Annotated in this window: 20 protein-coding genes and 1 tRNA gene; 12 read left to right on the plus strand and 9 right to left on the minus strand. The window is 30.7% G+C overall.

Annotation, left to right across the window (positions count from 1 at the left end):
• A partial coding sequence (locus P695_RS0102455; RefSeq protein ID WP_028126700.1) for a transposase occupies positions 1-213 on the minus strand: 213 nt, incomplete at its 3' end.
• A gap of 390 nt (positions 214-603) precedes the next feature.
• On the opposite strand from P695_RS0102455, the gene P695_RS0102460 reads away from it, so the two are divergent.
• From P695_RS0102460 to P695_RS0102490, 7 genes are all read left to right on the plus strand, one after another.
• Positions 604-679, plus strand: a tRNA-Lys gene (locus P695_RS0102460).
• A 58-nt stretch (positions 680-737) separates the two neighbouring features.
• Entirely contained in the window at positions 738-1,577 is an 840-nt protein-coding gene (locus tag P695_RS05875) for a riboflavin kinase (protein WP_051437350.1), read from the plus strand.
• A 14-nt stretch (positions 1,578-1,591) separates the two neighbouring features.
• Positions 1,592-2,476 carry a deoxyribonuclease IV gene (locus P695_RS0102470; protein WP_028126701.1) on the plus strand — a complete coding sequence of 295 codons (885 nt, stop codon included), beginning with the start codon at positions 1,592-1,594 and terminating at the stop codon, positions 2,474-2,476.
• 49 nt (positions 2,477-2,525) lie between these two features.
• A complete protein-coding gene (locus P695_RS0102475) occupies positions 2,526-2,924 on the plus strand; it encodes a transcription antitermination factor NusB (RefSeq protein ID WP_028126702.1) in 399 nt (132 codons plus the stop codon).
• Between the two features lie 8 nt (positions 2,925-2,932).
• A complete protein-coding gene (gene xseA, locus P695_RS0102480; protein ID WP_028126703.1) occupies positions 2,933-4,147 on the plus strand; it encodes an exodeoxyribonuclease VII large subunit in 1,215 nt (404 codons plus the stop codon).
• On the plus strand, positions 4,147-4,359 hold the full coding sequence (locus P695_RS0102485; protein ID WP_051437352.1) for an exodeoxyribonuclease VII small subunit: 213 nt from the start codon (positions 4,147-4,149) through the stop codon (positions 4,357-4,359). The genes xseA and P695_RS0102485 overlap by 1 nt, the downstream gene beginning before the upstream one ends.
• A gap of 12 nt (positions 4,360-4,371) precedes the next feature.
• On the plus strand, positions 4,372-5,616 hold the full coding sequence (locus P695_RS0102490) for a Y-family DNA polymerase (protein WP_028126705.1): 1,245 nt from the start codon (positions 4,372-4,374) through the stop codon (positions 5,614-5,616).
• Here the strand turns inward: P695_RS0102490 and coaE are convergent.
• From coaE to holA, 6 genes are all read right to left on the minus strand, one after another.
• Positions 5,606-6,175, minus strand: coding sequence for a dephospho-CoA kinase (gene coaE, locus P695_RS0102495; RefSeq protein ID WP_028126706.1), 570 nt, complete (start codon positions 6,173-6,175; stop codon positions 5,606-5,608). The two genes, P695_RS0102490 and coaE, sit on opposite strands and share 11 nt — an antisense overlap.
• 1 nt (position 6,176) lies before the next feature.
• The gene (locus P695_RS0102500) at positions 6,177-6,455 is read right to left on the minus strand and encodes a hypothetical protein (protein WP_028126707.1); all 279 of its coding nucleotides are present in this window, start codon (positions 6,453-6,455) and stop codon (positions 6,177-6,179) included.
• 235 nt (positions 6,456-6,690) lie between these two features.
• Positions 6,691-6,954 carry a hypothetical protein gene (locus P695_RS0102505; protein ID WP_028126708.1) on the minus strand — a complete coding sequence of 88 codons (264 nt, stop codon included), beginning with the start codon at positions 6,952-6,954 and terminating at the stop codon, positions 6,691-6,693.
• 89 nt (positions 6,955-7,043) lie between these two features.
• Positions 7,044-7,676, minus strand: a complete 633-nt coding sequence (locus P695_RS0102510; RefSeq protein ID WP_028126709.1) for a lipoprotein — start codon at positions 7,674-7,676, stop codon at positions 7,044-7,046.
• A 211-nt stretch (positions 7,677-7,887) separates the two neighbouring features.
• Positions 7,888-9,429, minus strand: coding sequence for a hypothetical protein (locus P695_RS0102515; RefSeq protein ID WP_028126710.1), 1,542 nt, complete (start codon positions 9,427-9,429; stop codon positions 7,888-7,890).
• The gene (gene holA, locus P695_RS0102520) at positions 9,419-10,414 is read right to left on the minus strand and encodes a DNA polymerase III subunit delta (protein WP_219818090.1); all 996 of its coding nucleotides are present in this window, start codon (positions 10,412-10,414) and stop codon (positions 9,419-9,421) included. The genes P695_RS0102515 and holA overlap by 11 nt, the downstream gene beginning before the upstream one ends.
• 251 nt (positions 10,415-10,665) lie before the next feature.
• Here holA and P695_RS0102525 point away from each other — a divergent pair, with 251 nt between their 5' ends.
• The 5 genes from P695_RS0102525 (at position 10,666) to rpsT (ending at position 22,079) form a co-directional block, all read left to right on the plus strand.
• Positions 10,666-14,460, plus strand: a complete 3,795-nt coding sequence (locus P695_RS0102525; RefSeq protein WP_035026309.1) for a hypothetical protein — start codon at positions 10,666-10,668, stop codon at positions 14,458-14,460.
• A 167-nt stretch (positions 14,461-14,627) separates the two neighbouring features.
• Entirely contained in the window at positions 14,628-18,710 is a 4,083-nt protein-coding gene (locus P695_RS0102530) for a hypothetical protein (protein ID WP_028126713.1), read from the plus strand.
• Between the two features lie 244 nt (positions 18,711-18,954).
• A complete protein-coding gene (locus P695_RS0102535) occupies positions 18,955-20,400 on the plus strand; it encodes a Vmc-like lipoprotein signal peptide domain-containing protein (RefSeq protein ID WP_028126714.1) in 1,446 nt (481 codons plus the stop codon).
• Between the two features lie 60 nt (positions 20,401-20,460).
• Positions 20,461-21,624: a hypothetical protein gene (locus P695_RS06285; protein WP_035026312.1), complete on the plus strand. Its 1,164-nt coding sequence runs from the start codon at positions 20,461-20,463 to the stop codon at positions 21,622-21,624.
• 209 nt (positions 21,625-21,833) lie between these two features.
• Positions 21,834-22,079, plus strand: coding sequence for a 30S ribosomal protein S20 (gene rpsT, locus P695_RS0102545; RefSeq protein WP_028126715.1), 246 nt, complete (start codon positions 21,834-21,836; stop codon positions 22,077-22,079).
• Between the two features lie 42 nt (positions 22,080-22,121).
• Here rpsT and P695_RS0102550 read toward each other — a convergent pair whose 3' ends face one another.
• Positions 22,122-24,215 carry a ComEC/Rec2 family competence protein gene (locus P695_RS0102550; protein ID WP_084331594.1) on the minus strand — a complete coding sequence of 698 codons (2,094 nt, stop codon included), beginning with the start codon at positions 24,213-24,215 and terminating at the stop codon, positions 22,122-22,124.
• Positions 24,163-24,291 (minus strand): hypothetical protein, encoded by a 129-nt coding sequence (locus tag P695_RS06395; RefSeq protein WP_275667556.1) that lies wholly within the window; start codon positions 24,289-24,291, stop codon positions 24,163-24,165. The genes P695_RS0102550 and P695_RS06395 overlap by 53 nt, the downstream gene beginning before the upstream one ends.
• Between the last annotated feature and the right edge of the window lie 8 nt (positions 24,292-24,299).

Here is a 24,299-nt window from a genome sequence, read left to right on the forward strand (position 1 = left end):
TGTGCCATTTCGATAGTTATTTTCATCTGTATTTCGGTTATATTTTTCATACCCTAAATGGGCATCCATTTCAGTATTTAAAGCCCTTTCAACAATTCTTTTCGTTAGCTTTTTAAATAGCCCATCTTCATTAAAAATTTTTGAAAAATCTTTTTCATTTTCAAGTATTAGGTCTAGACCTTGTTCGAAAGAATCTTTTGGTTGTTTTTTCATGTGTTATCTCCATTCTTCATTATTAACTTACTACAAAGTTAATCGTGTGTTTTGGAATTTACACAAAATTCTTTACAGACCCAAGTAGACACAAAAAAACTACAATTTTGTGTAATAAAAGACTTTAGAAAGGATGTTTTTTTTTGTAGCCAAACTTCAATGAACTGGGTTAGGAATTCATAAGGATATATCAGAATATGTAGAGTGATATAATTTTAACTAAAAAAAATCAAAATTGAAAAACGCCAGCTTCCACTAACGTTGTTAATTTATAAAATGTAAATTATTTTTCCATGTTTATAAATTTATGAGTCTTTTTTATATGTTAAAATACTTCTAGTTGTTCATCACAACTGAAAATTGATTTATAAAATTAATCATCATTACTTTGTCTGATTAGCGCAATCGGTAGAGCAACTGACTCTTAATCAGTGGGTTGTGGGTTCGATTCCCACATCAGGCACCAAATTGAATTTAAACACCATTTGGTGTTTTTCTTTTATAATATTAAAAAGAGGTAAACGATGCAAAAAATAATTTATAACCCATTAACAATGATTATGTTGAATTTAGCACCCACAACGGCTTTAATTGGGAATTGAACTGAGTGAAGTAATATTGAAGATGAAATCATCAAATTAGGTCTGCAAACTGATCAAGATTTAACGATTGTGAACATTGTTGAAGATGATCATTTAAAGGTGATTTGTGAACATGCCATTGATTTTCAAGCTCGGGAAAATCATCTGAAAAATGTCATTACTTTTATTATTCCGAAATGTACCCCCAAAGAGTTTTATAATTTTGAAAGTTTTAAATCAATGTTTCATTTCAAAAAAATTATTATTAATGCTGGGCATAAATTTTTGCAACCAATTAAAACAGTTATGGGTGATGAGCAGATTCAAGTGGTAAATGCTTTAAAAAATGATGACAATCTCTTTTTTAAAGCCCAAAAAGCTTTAATTAATGGTGATTTAAAACTTTATAAAACTTTAGCTGGGGCTAATTATAATTTTTCTGGGATTGTTGTCCATGGCCAACAAGTTGGGAGAATGATTAACTTTCCCACAGCTAATATGCAAAAAGGGGAATTACCATTTAAACAAGGGGTTTATTTAGCTAAAATTAACTTACCAAATGATGAAACAACATATTGAGGGATGGCTGATTATTGAAACCATCCAGTTAAAGGTTTAACTTTTGAAGTGCATATTTTTGATTTTGACCAAGATATTTATGGTTGAAATATTAAAATTGAACTCATTGAATTTGAGCGTGAAAATGTCAAAATCAATAATTTAGAAGAATTAAAAATCTTATTAACTTTAGATAAAAAAAATTTAATCAAAAAAATTAACTAGAAGGAAAATGAATGATGAAAAAATATCCCATAATTGGTGCTCATGTTTCAATGAATGCCCCGAATCAATATTTAATTGGATCGGTTGCTAGTGCTGTGCAAGATGGGGCAAATACTTTTATGATTTATACTGGTCCACCACAAAGTTCGCATCGTAAACCAACAAATGCATTAAATATTGCACAAATGCATGTGCTGTTAAAAGAACACAATATTGATCCTCAGGATCTTGTTGTGCATGCTCCATACATTATTAATCTAGCTAACCCAGTGTCTGAAAGCACCTGAACTTTTAGTGTTGATTTTTTAAAAAAAGAAATGCAAAGATGTGATGAAATTGGCATTGAAATTTTAGTTTTACACCCTGGTGCTTTCACTAAAGGGACTAGTGAAGCTGGGTTAGCAAAATTAATTCAAGGTTTAAAATTAGTTTTTCAAGCTGACTTAAAAACCAAAATTGCTTTAGAAACAATGAGTGGTAAAGGGACTGAAGTGGGGATTAATTTTGATCAATTAGCTTATGTTTTAAAACAAGTTGGTGCAGAACAACGTTTAGGGATTTGTTTAGATACTTGCCATATGAATGATGCTGGTTATAATTTAAATCAATGGGATGACATCAAAGCAGAAATCCAAGCCAAAATTGGTTATGAAAAAGTTCTCGCTTTTCATTTAAATGATTCCAAAAATCCCATTGGTGCCCACAAAGACCGTCACGAGAACATTGGTTATGGCACAATTGGTTTTGATAATTTAGTCAAAATTTTATGAGATGAGGATTTCAAAGAGATTCCGAAAATTTTAGAAACACCATATCTTGGTGACCAATCACCATACAAAGCTGAAATTGCAGATTTATTAAATAAACAATGAAGTGATCCTTTCAAAAACAGCAAATAGTTTGCTGTTTTTATTTGGTATAATTACATTTAGTAATCGAGGGTAAAAAATGAAAAGAAATTTAAATAATAAAATTGAAATGTTAGCTAACTTCTTTTATCGTGCTTTACTTTTAAAATTAACTCCAGCCAAGATGAAACAAGAAGTTTTGGATGAAATCCAAATTGCTAGTGAAGAAACAGAAATTATTGAAGATGCCAATCAAATTATTGATCATTATCAAGAATTTAAAACCATTCTTGTGGGCATGTTAGCAACTAATTGAAAATGAGAACGCATCCCTGCTTTAATTCAAGCTTTATTAATTATTGGGGTTTATGCTATTAAAATGACTGATGCTTCAAAAGCATTAGTGATTAATGAAATAGTCGTTTTAACCAAAACTTTAGAACCAGATTTTGAATTTGGTTTTGTCAATGCCATTTTAGATAAGATTAATAAAATTTAAGGATAAATATGGAACAAAAAATTTATTCAGTAACAGAAGTTAATACATTTTTAAAGGAGTACATTGAAGCTCCTGAATTTTTAAATAACCTTTATGTGACTGGGGAAATTTCTAACCTCACTTTTAATAAATCAGGTCACATTTACTTTTCTATTAAAGATGAAGGTGCCACATTAAAAGCAATGATTTGAAAAACAAATGCGGATAATCTTAAGCGTTGAAAACCCGCCAATGGGATGAAAGTCACAGTTAAAGGTAGATTTACTTTTTATGTGGCTGGGGGGAGTGTTAGTTTTGAAGTGCGCGATGTCCAATTAGAAGGTAAGGGTGAACTGCAAAAACTATATGATGAACGTTATCAATGGTTAGAAGACAATGGTTGGTTTGATCCATCGCTAAAAAAACCAATCCCGATGTTTCCCACAAACATTGGGATTGTGACAGCTGATAGTGGAGCAGCAATTCATGATTTAATTACAACGATTAAAAGAAGGTTTCCAATTGCTAATATTTATTTATTTCCAGCACAAGTACAAGGTGAACAAGCAAGATTTGATTTAGCTAAGAAAATTGTGCAAGCGAACGAATTTACTCAACCACTAGATGTTTTAGTAATTGGACGTGGGGGTGGCAGTTATGAGGATTTATGAGCTTTTAATGAAATTGAAGTTTTAAAAGCGATTCGTCATTCTTTAATTCCAGTTGTTTCAGCTGTTGGTCACCAACCAGATTACACTTTAAGTGATTATGTGGCTGATTTAAGAGCACCAACCCCAACTAGTGCTGGAGAAATGGTTACTCCCAACATTTTGGAACTTAAAAGAAATCTGCAAAATTACTATTTAAATTACCAAGAAATCATTACTAAGAAAATTACTGAACAAGAAAATTTAATCAAAAGAATTATTGGTCGCAATGCTTTAATTGTGAATAATATTTTGGATAAGAAAACTCTTGATTTAAGACAGTTTTATCAAACCACTAATCAATTAATTAAGCAAATTTTAGCTAATCAAACCCAACAACTAATGCATTTAAATGAACAACAAATGATTTTAGACCCATTAATTCCATTACAACGTGGTTTTAGTTTAGTGAGTGAACAAAATGGTAAAATAATATCATCAACATCGAATTTAAAAATTGGTGATCCATTAACAATTAAAACTAAAGAGTTGCTCATTGAAGCAGCCATTACTAAGATTCAAAAGGAGAATAAATAATGAACCAAGAAAAAACATATAACCAATTAATTGAAGAAATTATGGGCGGTTTAAATAAATTATCTAATTCAGAAATTAATATGGATGAAGCAATTGCTTTATTTGAAGGCAATTTGCAAAAAATCAATGCAGCAAAAAAGGCATTAGAAGACTACAAAGGTAAAGTTGTTAAAGTTTTAGCTGATAATAAAATTGCAGAATTTGAAGTTTAGTAGGAGGGATTTATGTCAAAAAAAGAAAAAGTAATCTTTCTTATTGATATGGATGCCTTTTTTGCTAGCGTGGCAGTTTTAAAAAACCCCGCATTTGCCCATAAACCACTCGTAATTGCCAACAATCATAACAAAGCAATCATTAGTGCGGCGAGCTATGAAGCGCGAGCATATGGGATAAAAGCGGCAATGCCATTAAATATGGCTAAACAACTTTATAAGAATCTCATTGTCACACAATTAGATTATCAATTTATCGAAACTATTTCTCAACGAATTTGGGAATTGGTTAAAACTAAATTTACTAATTTAGTTGAAGTGGTCTCAATTGATGAGGCTTATGTTGATGTGACACAAATTTGAAAAAAATATGGGAGTGTCAAAAAATTAGCACTTCAAATTCAACAAACAATTAAAAGAGAACTTGATTTAAGTTGTTCAATTGGGGTCAGTTATAATAAATTTTTAGCTAAAATGGCTAGTGACTTAGACAAACCTTACGGGGTAACAATTATGCGAGCTGAAGACATCCCAACAAAACTTTGAAACTTACCCATTGGGCAAATGCATGGGGTTGGGGTCGCAACTGAAGAAATTTTAACCAATTATTTTCAAGTCACTAAAATTGGTGATTTAATTCACATCAACCCACTTGAAATAGAAAAACAATTAGGTAAATATGGTTTAGTGTTAAGCAATCATGCTACTGGATTTGGAGCTGATGAAATTGATTTAAAAAGAAATCTTTCTAAATCAATTTCCAATGAGAGAACATTATATCAACCAACAAGTGATATTGAAGAAATTGAAGCGACAATTCGTCAATTAACGCATGCTATTACAATTAAATTAAATGAAGAAAATCTCCAAGCCAAAACCATGGGTGTCATCTTAAAATACCGTTGGGAGAATGATCAAAAAGTGGCTTTTGATAAAAGAATTCATTTAAAACATAAAAGAAAACAAACCACTTTAAGTTATTTAACTGATAATTACGAAACCATTTGTACCCACATTTTAGAATGTTTTGATAATTTATATCAAAATGGAAAAAGTGTGGCTTTAATTGGGGTTTTTGTTAGTAATTTACATCCAAGTTATCATTATAAACAATTAGATTTAGAAGATTTACAAAATGAATTTATTGCTCCACATCATCCCGAAGTTGATCAAGTGATTCAAGAAATCAATTTTAAATTAAAAAAGAAAAAAATGTTTTATGCTTCAAATTTAAAAAAAAGCAAAACTAATGACTAATTTTGCTCATGATTAAATCAATTTGTCGATATAAATCTTCTAAATTCTGATTGTTTTCAATTTGAAAATCTTTAGGACAATTATTTAATAAAAAATCTTGGTATTTAATTAATTCCAGTGTGGTGTGGTCGTTAGCATCATCTCTCAGATTAATTCTTCGAACTAATTCTTTTTCATGAGCATAAATATAAATATATTTATCTAAAGGTAATTTTAAAACAGGTAAAATTGCTCCATCAATAATAATATTTTTTGTCGGTGAATTAATTAATTCACCAACTTTGGCTTTAATTTTTGGTCACATATATTGGGATAGTTTTTGATTTTCCAATGGTGAATTGAAAATAATTTCGCGCAGAATTTTACGATCAACATCCTTTTTTTCTGGATTATAAGCTTGGTTAAAATAAGTTTTGATAAATTCTTTACTGGCTTTTTGATGCATAATTTGCCGACTAATCTCATCTAAATCAATCACTTGATAATGATATTTTTCCACAATATAATTAGTGGCTGTGGTTTTACCAGAACCAATAAATCCATAAATTCCGATAATCATTTTAATAGTCACCCATTAATTTTCATTGACGTTCAACAGATACTTTAGTACAAGTTACAATTAAATTTGATTGTTTATTAATCACGAAAAACAACTGGGTATTACCAGCTGAAATATAAAGTTCTTTTTCAGTCTCAAATTGATTAGTTGAAAACTTGATTAGTTTGATGACTTCATCTTTAACTTTAAAATCTTCAACATCTTTCATGTTTAATCTTTGTTTCACTCTTTGCATCCCGTGATAAGAAAAATTATAATCGTGTTTATAATAGTAACTCATTTTATCCCCCTTCTTATTTTAAACCTTTTTACTAAAAAACAACTCAAGATTATTCTTGAGAATATTTTTTTGCAAAATTTTAGTTGTTTTATTTACTTAAAAACTCAATTTACTATTCGCAGTTTTTAAAGTATCCAATGTTTTAAGAGGAACAAAAGGATTTTCTTTAAATTCTTTTGCAAAATACAAAAGATGATTTGTTTTTTGCCAGATTCCATAATAATTAATCTTTTCATTATTTAAATTCCCAATCTTGATCCTTAGTTTTTTTAATGTTAATACTTTGATTAACTTCAACAATATTGATTGAATCTGCTCAACCATCAATTTCAGGAAAATCTTTTTCATCCTTTAATTGCTTTTGAATGATTTCTTTTGTTTCTTTGGCAAAAAACATTTTTCATAATTCTGGATTAATTGCATTTAAAACAATAGATTCAATTTCAACTTCGATTTTAATTTTATTTTTGATCCATTGTTGTGTAATTTTAAAAGACACGATCTTTTTCAAAACAGTTTTGCAGTTGTTATTTCAAATTAAAAAACCAGCATTTCAAATGCTGGCATGATTTGTCCTTGTAGCAAGGTTTAAGCTTTTTCGAATTCCGCCATTGCTGTAATAATTTTTGCTTTCAATTGTGTCAATTCTATATCAGTCACACCTTTTTTAGAACCAATTTTATCAGCCTCTATCAACACTGCGGCAAGTTTGTCCTTAACTTCTTGTGGTTTGTTTTTTCCTTGAGACAACATTTCCCCAGCTTTTCTACCTTGATCCATAAAATCTTTAAAAGTTTTAGTAGCTTCTTTAACTACAATGGTAAAAGTTTCAATAGTCTTTTTCTCAGGCAAAGGTTCTTGGGAAGTATTTTGTGATGTTGTTTGTTCTTTGGGTTGACCGACCAATTTTATATTGATAGTTCCTGCTTGTTTGGCATAAAAATGTATAAAATTTGTCTTGGGTTCACCAGGATCACCAGAATTTAATAATACATTAATTTTTTCATCAACTAATCCTGTTTTGCCTGACTCAACCACCTCTTCAACAGTTATAGTTCCATAAGCGTATTTGCTTAAATCTTGATTAATTGTTTGCTGGATGTATTGTCAAACCACCCAATCTTTGTTTGCATTTGTGTCGCCTTTAGCACATGCAACTACTGTTGTAGCTGTAGTTGCAATCATTCCAATAGCACCTAGTAATGATAATATTTTTTTCATTTTCTCTCTCTTTTACCTTTATAATTCATTATATATATGGTTATGAAATGGTTTCATAACAAAGAAGTAGGTTCAACACTTTCTTGAGAAAAAAACATTATTTATTATTAAAATATCTACCTGCAAATTTATTAAAAAGCACACCAAATATTTTGGTGTGCTTAAGTGTTTTTTATTATATTTTGTATACTTAGAGAATTATATTCAAAGATTATTCTTGAGTTGAATTTTTGTCTTTTTTATCTTTGCTGAATTTTTTATTTCATCAAGCTTTAATTTTCCATTGTCGAGGATTTTTATTTTTAGTGTTTGTTGGTTCATCAAAAAGTGATGGATCCATTTCATAAGTTTGTCCTTGACTCATTGCCATCATCACTTTTTGGTATTCAGTGTTAGCACGCATCATTTTATCACGATCAACTTTCGGGTTTAAAATTAAAATTGTTAACCCTGCAACCATTGAAAGAGAAATTAAGACCACACTCATAATTGCAAATATAGACTCAATATTCAAACTTTTTCCATAATCACGAATAATTAAATTTCAAAGTTCATCAAAATGAGGTGTTACTGTGTTGTTTCAAACAGGTCCACCTTGTTTGTTCTCACCAGCATGAAAAATATTATATTTTCCTAAAAGAATTTTAATATTACTTTCACTGACTAAATTAATCACTGAAAAGATTGACATTACAAAAAAGAAAATCATAAAGATAACTGGCATAATGCTAATTCTATATTGTTCTCTTGTATTTCTTGGTTTTCTAAAAGCCATCATTCCGATATAAACAGCTGGTAAGATGAAGAATAAGAAATTAAAAATACTTCTAAAGCCAACTTCATTTAATGGAATAAAATTATTAACCAACTGACCTTTATCAAAACTCTCTCATGCTCAAGCATTTAATATTTCATCTCATCCAGCTTTATCTGTGGGTAATGTGTCAAGACCTAAAAATTTTAATCAATATTCAGCTGGTAACTTAATTTTAATGGTCATTAAATAAATATTATTAATTACTAATAATAAAGCCGTTAGAATTACAATGATCGCTAAGATTTTTTTAACCACTGGCATTCAATTAGGTTTAGCATTGTAAGGATAGAATCTAGCATCTTGCGTTGGATGCAATGGCATTTGTCCATAACCTTGCTGTTGCTGTTGACCACCAAAGCCACCAAAACCACCGAAAAATCCACCTTGACGACCACTATTTTGATTTGTATTTTGATTTTGATTTGTGTTTTGATTATTATTTGTAAACTCGTCTTGTTTATTTTTAGTAGCTTCTTCAGCTCTTTTATCAGCCTCTTCTTTAGCTTGGCGAGTTTTTTCTAAATCTTTATATTTAGCTTTAATATCATCATTCATCATTGCTGAATAAATAATGTCTTCTTCGGTAATTTTAATTACATCATCAATCAATTCATTACGACCAATTTCAAATTTTTTAATTGTATCTGATAAAAATGCAGAATATTCACCATAAATATCTTCAATATTCTTAGCAACCTTTTCAAATCTTTGTTTTGATTCGGTAATCTTAACAATTGCTTTGGCAAAAGTTGGGGCTCATTGATGGTCGTCTAGATTAGCATCAAAATCTTTTTCTAAAGTTAACATGTTGTTAATTTGAGAAATAAATTGATTACGGAAATCACTTTTATCAACAATCTCAAATCGTAGTCTTTCATTTTTAATAATATTTAATGAAAGATAAACAAGACTCCTGTAAACTTTCTTAGCATCCATTATTTAGCCCTCCTTGGCTGATTAGTTTAATTAACTCATACTCTGGAATAATGATTGGGTCAATTTCACCAGTGACAATTCGTTTAATTATATTGTACAACATTTTTATTTTATCATTTAATTGAGTGATTGAGTTGTTCTTTACTGTCATTAACATTTTTAACCGATAAGCATTGACCCCAATTTTTTCAGCAATCGCATTATTGGCATAACCTTGTTTTTGCAGAATCAAAGCATCTCTTAAAATACTTAAATTATTTCCCATTAAAGTAAATAAACCAATATTATCTAAATTAAAGATTTTATAATTTTGATATTGGACAATAAATTTGTTGAGATCATTGGTTAAAAATTCATTGACCAATTGGAAAATATCATATTCATAAAAGTGGGTGGTGTTTTCTTTAACATCACCCAAAGTGATGTTTTGTTGCGGCAACTTTAATAATTTATTAACTTCTAAACTCATGATTTGCATTTCATTTGGTAAAACCCGTACGAGATATTCGACAGCTTCTAGTTCAATCGTTTTATTTTTACGCAAAAAACTTTGGGTGAGATATTTTTTAATCGCTGGTTCATCTAACTTTTTAATGTAATCCACTTTTGCCTGTTCTTGAAATCATTGACCAATTTTTAAACGATTCGATAACTTATCGGTTTCAAGAGTAAAAATTAAAATGTTATTTTGGTTATAACCTTTTTTTAAAGTTTCTCAAAAAACATTAACATCAAAAGTTTTGTGTAACGCCACTTTTTTTTCAGTGACAAACCAAGCATCTTTTAAAACAACAATTTTTTGGTCATTAAAAAAAGAAAATGTTTGAATTCCATCAACAATTTCACTCATTGTATTTTCAATAAATGAATATGTTTCAACTTCCAAATTATCAGCACTTAAAGATTTAATCATTTTCTCAAGGTGTTTTTTGAGTAAAAAATTATCATCCGAATAAAGAAAAAACATGTCTAACCGCCTTTTCATATTATTCTAACAAATAAACCAGAGCATTCGACTTTTTTGCTTGATTTTTTTCATGAGTTCAAGATGTTTCAATTTAAAACACCTCTCAAGGCCCAATTCTAAAGCCTTGTTTTTTTGATTTGATTAACTATGAAAAAAATCAAATTGCATAACGAAGTAAATTTTGACAAACAATTGTTGTCCTACTTCTTTGTTAGGGAGGGTTTATGAATTGAAATTTTATAATTATTAAAACAAGGAAGTTAAGAAAGATGAAAAAATTACTAGGGATATTATCGGGTTTATTAATAACTGGAGGGACAGCTATGACTGTGGTGGCATGTGGTTTGCGTGTTGATGTTGACGAAAACTATGACATCTCCAAAATTAAAATTAATAACATTAAAGTTGGTGATTCTGAACAAAGTGTTTTAAACAAAATTCAAGAAGCAATTCGTAGTTTGTATCTTTGAGCAGAAAATAAAGTAGATTATCGTATTGAAGGTTTAGAACTTTTATTGACTAAACAGATCATTACTAAACAAGGAAGTATTAGTGTTGTTGGGATTGGCAAATTTTTACAAGGCGGAGTGATTATCGAGATTAGTGACACTGGTTCAACTACCAAACCAATTCATCCAAGTCCAATTGATCCCCCAGCGACTGAAAAAATTAGTATTGCTGGGATTCAAATTAAGAACATTCATCGATTAACTTCTCTGGAAGTCGTTAAACAAAAAGTTCATAAAAACATTACTGCTCGTGCTAAAGGTGCTGTTTTAGGAATTGATTATAATATTGCTGGTCATCCACAACATGATCAAGAAATCACGATCCAAGCGACTGAGACAAGTAAATGAATTAAAGATGAATTTACTATTCAAGTGCAAGCAGAACCAAGTCATAATCTTTCAGATATTGAAATTGATAATGTTAAAGTTGGTGATACCAAAGAGAGTGTGTTAGTCAAAATTCAAGAAGCTGTGCGTGAATATTATGACCAAGCCCAAATTGATCTTGATTACACTGTTAAAGGTTTAGATGCATTGGTCGAAAATAATCACATCAAAGCTGCTGGTAGTGTCCATATTCAGGCCCAAGGAAAAAATTTAACTGGGGGATTTATTTTATGAATTCGTGATTCAGGTTCTACAACTGAACCAATTGATCCAGCAAATCCAACTCAACCAATTAAATTAATTGATATTTCAATAATGACAGTTACAGGTGTTGATAGTTTAACAACACTAGCCCAAGTACGAGAAAAAGTTGCTGAAGCGATGGTGGCACATCAAGCTGGTGATGCTCTTTTAGGAAGAGATTATATCATTCAAGGAACACCACAAGATGATAACCAAATTATTGTGCGAGCAACTCATGAAAGTAAAATTATTACTAATGCTTTCACGATTAATGTTGAGCAACATCTTGCTCAAGATATTTCCAACACCGAAATTAATGATATTAGAATAAATGATTCTGAAGAAAGTGTTTCAGCCAAAATTAAAAAAGCAATTCGTAAATATTATCCCCAAGCCCAAAATAATATTGATTACACTGTTACTGGTTTAGATAGGTTAGTGGAAAATCATCAAGTTGTTCATGAAGGAAGTATCAACATCCAAGCTCGAGGGCAACGTTTAACTGGTGGGTTTACCTTATGGATTCGTGATTCGGGTTCAACAACAACTCCAATTGATCCAAATAATCCAAACCCACCAGTTAAATTATTTGATATTTCAACAATTAGTGTGACTGGTGTTGATAATTTAACCACGCTTAAAGCACTTGAAGCAAAAGTAGCAACAGCAATTGAAAATGAGGTTCCTGGTGCTGTTTTAAAAACAGATTATATGATTGAAGGGACCCCACAACAAAATCAACGAATCACTGTGCGAGCAACTAAGGATAGTAAATTAATTAAAAACTTCTTTACAATTCAAGTAAAAAATTATGTCAAGCAAGATATTTCAGAGATTGAAATTACAAATATTCAACTTCAAGATTCTAAATCAACAGTTTTAGACAAAATTCAAAAAGCAATTCGTAAATATTATGCTCAAGCCCAAATTAATCTTGATTACACTGTTAAAGGTTTGGATCAATTATTACAAAACGGACTGCTTGCTCACCCAGGAAGCATTCATGTGGAAGCTGAGGGGGAACGTTTAAGTGGTGGATTTGTTTTATGAGTGCGTGATTCTGGTTCAACAACAAATCCAATTGATCCAAATCCAAATCCACCAATTAGATTATTTGACCTTTCACAAATCGTGATTAATGGAATTAATAAATTCACACCTATGAATGAAGTTAAACAAAAAGTTCAAACAGAAATCCAAAGAAAAGCACCAGATGCTAGTTGATCAAAAGATTATCAAATTCAAGGTGATCCGCAAAAAGATAAAAAAATTATTGTATCGGCCACTGAAAATAGTCGATGACTTTATAACTCATTCACTATTCTTGTAGAACAAGATGAGAAATTAGATATTTCAGATATCCAAATCCATAATGTTAAAGTTGGTGATGCAAAGAAAAGTGTTTTAAATAAAATTCAAAATCAAATTCGTAAATTTTATGCAGAAGCAGTCTTAGATACAGATTATGTAATTAATGGTTTGTCAGCTTTAACTGAATCAGGGGAAAATATTGTTCACCAAGGAAGTATTAATATCAAAGCTAAAGGAACAAATTTAACTGGAGGATTTGCTTTGTGAATTCGTGATTCAGGTTCAACAAGTGAACCAATTGGCTCTGAAGAAAGACCAATTAAATTAAAAAATCTTGCTAGTTTACAAAATAAAATTACGGATGTGAATCATTTAACAACGATGGATGAACTAGAAGTTAAAGTTGAAAAAGAAATCATCAAGATAGCTGATGGTGCGATTTTGGGAGATGATTACACAATCATCGGAACTCCTCAAAATAGTCAAAAAATCATTGTCCAAGCGACTGAACATAGTCGATGACTTTATAACTCATTTACTATTGATATGAAGCAATATCAAAAGGCAAATATTTCCAACATTTATATTTCTAATGTTCAAGTTGGTGATGCAAAGAAAAGTGTTTTAAATAAAATTCAAAATAAAATTCGTGAAATTTATTCAGGAGCAACTCTCGATAGGGATTATCAAATTATAGGACTAAATGAATTAGTTCATAGTGGTGTCGTTGTTAGTCCAGGAAGTGTTAATATTATCGCTAAAGGTGATTATTTAACTGGAGGATTTGCTTTGTGAATTCGTGATTCGGGTTCAACAACAAACCCAATTGATCCAACCAATCCCACTCCACCAGTAAAATTAATGGATATTTCTGATGTTTACATTGCCAATGTCAACAATGAAACTAGCATGGATGATCTGAAAAGAAGAGTTCATCAAGCAATTAATCAAAAAGCAGTCGGGGTTGTTGAAGACATTGACTATACAATTGAAGGTACTCCACAAACAACAAATCAAATTAAAGTCAAAGCTACTTCAACAAGTAAACTAATCCAAAATAGTTTTGCAATTGAAGTCATGCAAGTCAAGTTTGATATTTCTAACATTGTTTTTCCTAAAATACCAAGTTCAACACCTATGGCTTCGCTTATACAAATGGTTTATATTTACATAAGCAGATTAGCACATGGAATTCAACTGGGTAGAGATTTTATTGTCTCAGGAGAAATTGAACCTGGATCAATTTTATTTGTTGATGCACTTCCCGGTAGTCAGTTAATCAAAGGTTTTTTCACAATTTTTGTTTATGATGATATCCCAGATCCTAACCCACCAATAGATCCTAACCCACCAACAAACCCTAATGATGGGACTTTAGTTAGTTTAAAAAATGATTTACAAAAGCTTTTAAATAGTATTCCTTGAACAAATAATATTACTTATTTTGTCCAAAGACTCCATGAAGAAATGCGTAAAAATCCTAAATTTAACAACATAGAAGTTTATGCGTCTAGTGGTATTGATCCATACAATAGAGGTTTTGGTTTTTGAAAAAATGTACCAGGAAACAAAGAACCTCATCTTTATTTAATATGAGGAAATCCAGTCCAATAAAGATTAAAACAATAAAATTAATTTAATTTAGACAAATTAAAGCAAATCTTGTAACAAGATTTGCTTTTTTTTGTAAGTTTAAGCAGTGCGATTTGCCTCCTATTTCAATGTTATCTTTTAAACAAAAAGGTAAATATATAATGGAAGTGTAAGGAGGTTTGACTAAAATGAAAAAATTATTAGGATTATTGTCAACTTTTGTAATCGGAGTAGGAAGTGTAGCCACGGTTGCAGCTTGTGGTATTCGAATTGAGGAAGTTATTAGGCAAACTGATATATCAAACATTGTCTTAGCACCTGTCAAAATAAATCCCAATCTAGAAGTACTAAAAGCGAAAATTCAAAAGAAAATCGAAGAAAAAATTCCCGGAACCAAATTAGGAGTTGACTATACAATTGATGGTAGTTTACAACAAACTGGTTTTATCCGCATTAATGCTACAATTTCAAGTAAATTAATTAAAGGTTACTTTCCAATTATGGTAACTGATAATGCTCAAAAAAATATTGCTATGATTGGCATTACCAATCTTAAAATTGGGGATAGTAAAGCTGATGTTTATGCTAAAATCCATGAACAAATCCAACTTTTATATCCCGATGCAGAATTAAATCAAGACTATCAAATTGCAGGATTAGAGCAATTACTCCAAAATGATCAAATTGCTTTTGCTGGAGCTGTCCATGTCACTGGAATTAGTGATTATCTAAGTGGTGGTTTTGTTTTATCAATTTATAAATCAAATTCAACAACTACACCACTAGGCGCACAATCACCCCAACCAGGTAAAATTACCAATATTTCAACGATTAGCATGATTGATGTTAAAGTTGGTGATACTCAAGCTAGTGTTTTGGATAAAATTCACCAAAAAATTCGCGAATTTTATCCACCAGCAACGATCACTAAAGATTATCAAATTGCTGGATTAGATCAATTAGTTGTCGATGGTAAGGTTGCTTTTGCTGGCAGAATCAATATTAAAACAACTGGTAAATATTTAACTGGTGGTTTTGTTTTAGTGATTCGTCAATTAGACTCAACTACCCAACCACTTGGTGATAATCCAGCTGCCCCAACAAAATTAACTGACATTTCTAGTCTAAGTTTTTCAGATATCAAAATTGGTTTATCAAAAAATGAAGTTTTACAAAAAGTCTTTGGCAAAATTCAACAATTACATGGTCAAGCTAAGTTAGATCAAGACTATCAAATTGTTGGTTTAGACCAATTAGTTCGCGATGAGAAAATTGCTTTTGCTGGCATTGTTCATCTTTTAGGAATTGGTGATTATTTAACTGGGGGAGTTGTGATTAGAATTTATAAAAATAATTCCACAACCGATCCAATTCCACCACATCCAAATCCACCAAGTAAATTGACAGATATTTCTCAAATTCAAATTAATGATGTCAAAGTTAATGAAAGTAAAATAAGTGTTTTATCTAAAATTCAAAAGCAAATTAGTGAATTTTATCCCCAAGCTCAAATTAATCAAGACTATCAAGTTCATGGTTTAGATGATTTAGTTCAAGAAGATAAGATTGCTTTTGCTGGAAGTATCCATATTAAGGCCAGTGGTAATGTTTTAACTGGTGGGTTTGTTTTAACTATTCGTCAAGGAAACTCAACAACAAAACCATTAACTAACCAAACAAACCCACCAGGTAAAGCACCAATTATTTCTGATGTGACAATTGGGGATATTAAAATTGGGGATAGTCAAGACCAAGTTGAAGCCAAAATCTTGGAAAAATTACAAGCTTTATATCCTGATGCCAAATTAAATCAAGATTATCAAATTCAAGGTTTAGAGCAATTAATGAAAGATGGTCAAATTGCCTTTTCTGGAACTATTCATGTTGTAGGGATTGGTGATCACTTAACTGGGGGAATGGAAATTACTATTGATAAATTAAGTTCAACATCAAAACCACTCGGTTTAAATCCAACCCTACCAATGAAATGAAATGACATCTCAAATATCCAAATTTATGATGTAAAAGTAAATGACACTAAACTAAGTGTTTTAGCTAAAATTCAAAAGCAAATTGCAGCAATTTTTACTAAGGCAAAAATTAATCAAGACTACCAACTTGATGGCCTAGACCAACTTATCGAAGGTGATAAAATTGCTTTTGCTGGTAATGTGCACATTAAAGCATTTGGTAACGATTTAACTGGTGGATTCATTTTGTTTATTCGTCAAACAGACTCAATAACCAAACCATTAGCTGGTCAAACAAACCCACCAGGTAAAATGCCAATTGTTTCTGATGTTACAATCAATGACATTAAAATTGGTGATACTAAAGCCCAAGTTGATGCGAAAATCTTGCAAAAATTACAAACTTTATATCCTCATGCAAAATTAAATCAAGATTATCAAATTCAAGGTTTAGAGCAATTGATGAAAGATGATCGCATTGTCTTTACTGGAACTATTCATGTTGTAGGGATTGGTGATCACTTAACTGGGGGAATGGAAATTACTATTGATAAATTAAGTTCAACATCAAAACCACTTGGTTTAAATCCAACCCCACCAACAAAATTAATCAACATTTCAAATATTAAAATTCATGATGTGAAAGTTAGTGATGTTAAGCAAACTGTTTTAAATAAAATTGATCATAAAATTAGTGAATTTTATCCACAAGCAAGAATTAATCGTGACTATAAAATTGAAGGTTTAGACGATTTAGTTCAGGAAGATAAGATTGCTTTTGCTGGAATAGTGCATATTAAAGCACTTGGTAAACACTTAACTGGTGGATTTGTTCTCGCTATTCATCAAACAGGCTCAACTACTGAAGTGCTAACTCCAAACTCAGCACAAATAGGTAAATTAATTAGTATCGATCAAATTGAAATTAAAGATATTAAAATTGGGAATCTTTTAGTTGATGTGAAAGCTAAAATCGCTGCCAAAATTCAAACTTTATATCCTGATGCACAATTAAATCAAGATTATCAAATCGAAAGTCTAGAGGCTTTAATTCAGGGAGATCAGATTGCTTGAGCAGGACAAATTAATGTGCATGCTATTGGTAATCATTTAACTGGAGGCGTGGCGATTAGCATCAATAAAACAGGTTCAACAACTAACCCGATTACCCCAAATACTCCAAAACCAGGTCGCTTAACTAATATTTCTGACATTAAATTAGCTGATGTTTATTTTGGTGATGCTGTGGATCGTGTTTTAGCAAAAATTCAAAACCAAATCAGTCAAATTTATGAAAATGCAACTCTGGACAAAGATTATCAAATTGATGGATTAAATGAACTTGTTCGCAATGGCAAAATTAATGACTACGGAAACATTAATATCAAAGCGATTGGAGATAATTTAACTGGCGGATTTGCTTTATGAATTCTGCAATCAGGTGCCATCACTGAACCACTTGGATCTCATAATGCTCTCCCAACTAGATTAAAAACTATTAGTCAAATTGTCATTGATGATATTAATAAGAACACAAGTATGGAAGTTATTCGTCAAAAAGTGCAAGCAAAAATTGCTGAAATTGTTCCTGGAACTCAATTAGATGTTGATTACAACATTGTTGTTGATAGTGACCAAACAATTTCGGTGTTTGCCCTTCTGCAAAGCCGTCTCATTAAAGACGCCTTTGAAATTAAAATTAAGAAGAGTGTTGTGGAAGCCGATTTAAATATTGAAGTTTATCTTGGTGATACTGTCACAATTATGGAAATAAAAATTGAAAAAATATTAGAGGAAAGATTTAAAATTCCAGCCACACTACAAAGTTATAGAGTGCCTTGGCATGAAGTATATGATTTAATGGATTTGAAGGAATACAAGTTTAATAAAACAGGAATTATTCACGTGAAAGGGATTGATGAGAGACTCCCAAAAGAATTTACTGTTACTGTTGTGGCAAATCCAAATCCACCAAAACAACCACCAGGTAAACCACCAGGTAAACCAATTGTTACTAATCCTGATGCTAAACCCGAACCAATCGAAACATTGAGATACGATTTGCAATATATGCTTGATCAAATTTCGGTTTATCCAAGTTTCCCATTAGTGAACCAATTGTGGACAAGATTAAGAGCCGATCCGGCATATGATGGAATCAACGCTAGAGTTGAAGATAAAGTTTCCGATCGAGGAAAAGCTGTTGTTTTTGAATCAACAGATGGACGATATACAGGTAAATTAACCTTATATTGAAAAGGTCGCGTTGTTACATCAGACCCAACCCCTGGTGGTGGTTAAAAAAAAATTTAATCTTGATCGCTACTAGTTTTTAAAAACTTGTCAACAAAAGATGTAAAAATTTTATAATCAAAATTGTTTTAAGCACACCAAAATATTTGGTGTGCTTTTTAATGAATTTATAGCCAGATATTTTAATAATAAATCATGTTTTTTTTGAAGAAAGTGTTGAACCTACTTCTTTGTTATGAAACCATTTCAAAACCATATATATAATGAATTAGAAAGGTAAAAGTGAGAGAACATGAAAAAATTAATCGGATTATTAGCTAGTTTGTTTGTTATGAGCGGGACTGTGACAACTGTTGTGGCTTGTGGAACATATATTGAAAAAGAAAGCATTGAAAATGATATTTCCAATATTATAATGGAGGCTGTCATTGTTGATACTAATTTCGATGAAATTAAAGCACAAATTGCTAGTGAAATTGCTAGTGAAACTAATGCTCAAGCAAGATTAGGGATTGATTACAAAATTAATGGTAATACTGATCAACCTGGAAAGATTGTTGTGCAAGCAACACCTGAGAGTAATTTAATTACAGGTAGTTTTAATATTGCGGTGGTTCAACCAGTTGATCTTGGCAGCATCACCATTAGTGATATTAGAGTTGGTGATTCTAAGGTTCGTGTTTATCAAAAGATTGATGAACTACTTCATTACTTTTCTGATGGTCATGACATTTATTGGAATTATGAAATTCTTGGTTTAGATAATTTAGTTGAAGGTGCAAATATTGCTTATGCTGGAAGTGTGCATGTTATTCCTGCAGGACCATATTTAACTGGTGGATTTGTGTTATGAATCGACCATATTGGTTCAAAAGTTGAAGTTCTTGATGCTCAAGCAAATCCACCAGTCAAATTACAAGATATTTCCCAAGTAACAGTGGCTGATATTCAAATTGGTGAAACACTAGAATCAATAAAAAGCAAGATTCACCAACCAATTCAAAATCTATGACCAGATACTCCATTAGTTTTCGATCAAGATTATGAAATTAAAGGTTTAGAAACATTGGTGGAAGAAAATAAATTAATTCATCAAGGAAGTATTCATGTGGTTGGAAAAGGTCGATACATAACAGGTGGTTTTGTTTTAATCATTCGTCAAACGGGCTCAACTACTGAAGTGTTAACTCCTGAAACAACCCCACCAACTAAATTAGCAGATATTTCACAAGTCCAAATCAATGATCTTCAGATTGGGGATACAGTAGAAGAAATGGATGACAAAATTTATCAACAAATTCAAAAGTTATTACCAAATACTTTATTAAGTTCAAAGCAAGATTATGAAATTCTTGGTTTAGCAGCCTTGGTTGAGGAAAATAAATTAGTTCATGAAGGAAGTGTTCATGTAATTGCAAAAGGAAACAAATTAACTGGTGGGTTTGTACTATGAATTCGCCAAACTAGTTCAAGTACTGAAGTGCTTGCCAACAATGCTGGTAAACCAACTAAATTACAAGATATTTCACAAGTTCAAATTAAAGTTAATCGTAAAATGTCAAGCAAAGAATTGCATGAAAGAATTCAAAAGAAAATTGATCAAGTGATTAGCAATACCCAAATTGACATTGATTATCAAATTGAAGGTACCCCAGAAAATAGCGAACAAATTATTGTTCGAGCAAGTAATACAAGCAAATTAATTAAAGGTCAATTTGTGATTACGGTGAGTAGATAAAACTCACAATAACAAATTAACTAGCTAAACTAGCTATGTCATAGAAAGGAAAAAGAAAAAATGAAAAAAAATATAAAAATATCAACGATGTTATTTTGGGTATTCTTGATTATTAGTTTAATTGCACTTTTAGTTGGAATTTTAATTAAGTGAGCCAATATCAATACGTCACACATCGAAACCTGAACAATTAGTAATATGTTCTCCCCACTTAAAGGCAATAGTTGATCAATTGGTAATGCATTCCCATTCAAATGAATAGGAAATAATTGAACAGTAGTGGGAGAATTTTGATTTAATGGTAATCCGATTAATCCATCTAACTTTGTTTTTAACATTATTGCCAACTATGCTATTTTAATCGTGTCAACAGTTTCAATGGGATTAGCTCTAATTGCTTTAATCTTCTCATTTGCAGGATCATCGACTCAAAAACCAACTAGTGAAACAGTTGTTCACGAAATTAAAAATGAAACAAATAATCCTAATCCAATTAATTTAATTTTTAATAACCAACCAGTGCCCAATGTTTTTCACACATCTGAAGGGGCAGGTAATTATGGACAAACAATTGATCCCAAAGATTTAAATCGTTTTAAAAACCCAGATCCAATTCCAACTCCAACACCAGTTCCGACCCCAGAACCAGTTCCGGCACCAATTCCAACACCAGTTCCAGCACCAATCCCCACACCAATTCCAACCCCAAAAGAAATGAGCCACTTCCAATTTCCTAAAGAACCAGAAGTGCCTGTAGCACCACTAATCAATTTTGAGGAATCAATTCCTGATAATAATAATGTTTATGATTATTTATCACAAATTGAAGCAAAATATGCCTTGGAATTAAAACAACAAGAAATGGCTGAAAAGTTAGAAAAAGCGAGATATGAAGAAGCATTAAGAAATGCTGCTCAAGATCACGAAAGAGAAAAAATTTTGGAAATGTTTGAGAATTCAAGATTACAAAGAAAACAAATGTCTGTCCAAGAACGTGCCAAAATTGATGGATCAGCAATCATTGTTGAACCACGAAGTGATTTACAAAAAAATGCTAATAAAATGCGTTCATTAGTTAACCCTAGTCATAAAACACTTTACAATGCCGATTTACGTGCCATGACTAAAAGAGAGTTAATTATTTACATGCGAAAAGTGGCTAATGTGATTAATGAACAAATGACTTCATCAAGTGAAAATGAATTAACTTATAGTTCAAACTAATTATCGATTACTAATTTAAATCAAAAAGCGACTGATAATTTTATGCAATATCAACTAAGAAGATTGTTGTAAAATACAAGTGTTGCCTAAAAGTGACGACACAATTTGAGATTTCTGAAAACTTGTCTATTTTTTATTAATTTTTCTTGTTTTTTGTTATAATATTATTTGTGTTAGCAATCATAACATTAATCAAAGGAGTTGAAAAGATGGCAAATATTAAATCACAAGAGAAAAGAACAAAAACAAATGAAAAATCACGTTTAGCTAATAAATCTTTAAGATCTGAAGTTAAAACAGCAATTAAAAAAGCTATGATTGCAAAATCTGAAAATGCTGCAAACAAAGATGAATTAATTAAAGATGCAGTTTCTTTAATCGATAAAGGTTATTCAAAAGGAATTATGAAAATTAATAAAGCAGCTCGTGAAAAATCACGTTTAATGAGCATTTAATTCTTCAAGTCAAAAAATATCTCCATTACTGGAGATATTTTTTTATGTTCAATGATTAAACCGATGCTTGTGCAAGTTATAAGTTCAGTTATAATCATGACCAGTTAATTGGTATTTAAAATGATATCTATTCAACATTTCAAGGGTCACTTGATCAGGAAATTGATGTTTATTTTTGAGACCAGCACTAATTCAAGACATTCTTGGGTTGACCAAGAGTAAGAATGTTTCACTCGTGCTCGTTTTACTTCCATGATGACCGATTTGCAACAAATCAATTGTCGTATTTTTAATTAAATAGACAAAGGTCTCGTTTTTGAGCAATTCAGCTTCACTAGTTTTAGTTAAATCGCCAGTAAAGAGCAAGTTACGATAGAGAGTTTTAACTAAAATAACTAATGAATTGTCATTTTCATCAGACATTTGTTTTAAATGCCATAACCAAATTTTGACTCCTTTGAGATTAATGAAGTTTTGGGTTGTATCATTTTTAATGACTTTATGCACATGAAGATTCTCTTGAACAGTCGCTAAACTATTATAATGATCTTCGTGATTGTGGGAAATAAAAGCAAGGTCAATATGATTAATCCCATTTTTAACTAAATAGTCACTTAAACTACTTTTGTTAAAACCAGGACCAACTCCAGCATCAAAAATTAAAGTGAGATTTTTTCATTTATTAATGTAAACAAAGCTCGAACCGTTGCCAATGTTTAACATGATTAAATTTTCATTTGGTAAAAATACTTTGGTTCAGAATAAAAAAAGAAGTGTAATAAGTGTCCAACTAAACCAAAGGATTTTACTGTTTTTATGTCTAAGCAAAACATAAAAACATAAATAGTATGTGATGAGCATCAAGAATGGAGGTTGCCCAAAATTTCAAATTAAATTAATTTTACTTAATAAACTAATCAAGCTATCAAATGCATTGCTTAAAAAATCCAAAGCAACTTGAAACTGTGGTATTCACCAAAAAAGAAATGAAAAGACGTATAAGAAGGAAATCACAGGTTGAATTAGGATTGTTTGTATGGGAGCTGAAAAATTCCATTTTCAATCCAAATAAATTTGCAAAGGTACAAAAATGAAGAGGGGTTTTGCAATTTGAATCACTGTTTTTTTCCAACCAAGATAATTTCTCATTGGTGTTAAGAAAACCATCGCAACAATTAAGAATGGTCATGAATTTGTTACAAAGAAATTCGGGTTGACCAAAACTAAAGACAATAAAGTTAAAACGTTGCGATGAGTTTTTGTGAGGTTAACATGTCCAATAACAAAAGCATTGGTAATAACATAACCAAAAATTACTCTTGTCATGATTAAGGGAAATCCGACGATTCATAAGTAAAAAAATAAAAAAACATGAATCGGGATTTTGAAATGTGGGTGAATTTTATATTTAAAGAAGATGTGATTAATGCTGAAGGCAAAAATGTACATATTAGCACCACTTAAATTCAATAAGTAAGCTAAACTCATTTTGTGAAGTGCACCTTTAATTTCATTAAGTTCAGTGTTTTTTTGAAACACCAGTTTCAAAATTAAATCATTATGCACATGACTGGAAATATATTTGTTCACCAAAAACTTTAAATTGTTGGTAGGGAGAGCTATGATGTTTTCAGTTTTAAGTGTTTTAAAAACATTTTCTTGTTGAAGATACTTGTTAAAATCAAAATCATAACTATTATTTGTTGGTTTTAAATTTTCAACAATGCCGGTTATAGAAAGATTTTCGCCAACTAAATAATGATGATCCATCGCTAAAACATAAAATTTATTGAACTGATATTGAGCAATAAAATAGTTTTTTGATGTTTTAACAACTTTAAAAGTTGTCTGATGAAAATGCAAATCAGCACCAAAATGAGTTTTAGTGAGGAAAAAATAAGTTAAATAAACTAGTACGACAATAAGGAAGACAAGACCTAAGAATCATCTTTGCTTAATTTTTAAACTGATATAGCAGCATTGTAAGATGAGAGAAGTTGCTGCTAAGATATATAACTGAAGACTGAACAACCACAAAGTTAAAACCAATAATCCAAATAAAACCAAAAATGGATCAATGTTTCTAATCTTTTTGTTGAGTTGCAGTTGCTGGAATTTTATTTTGATGATTTGCATTTGCTTTTAATGAAAAAGCAAATGCACCAGCGACTAAGCTAATAAAAATAATAAAAATTACAACTGTCTTTTTCATATCTACCC

The organism is Williamsoniiplasma lucivorax ATCC 49196, assembly GCF_000518285.1.
Classification (GTDB): Bacteria; Bacillota_I; Bacilli_A; order Mycoplasmatales; family Mycoplasmataceae; genus Williamsoniiplasma; species Williamsoniiplasma lucivorax.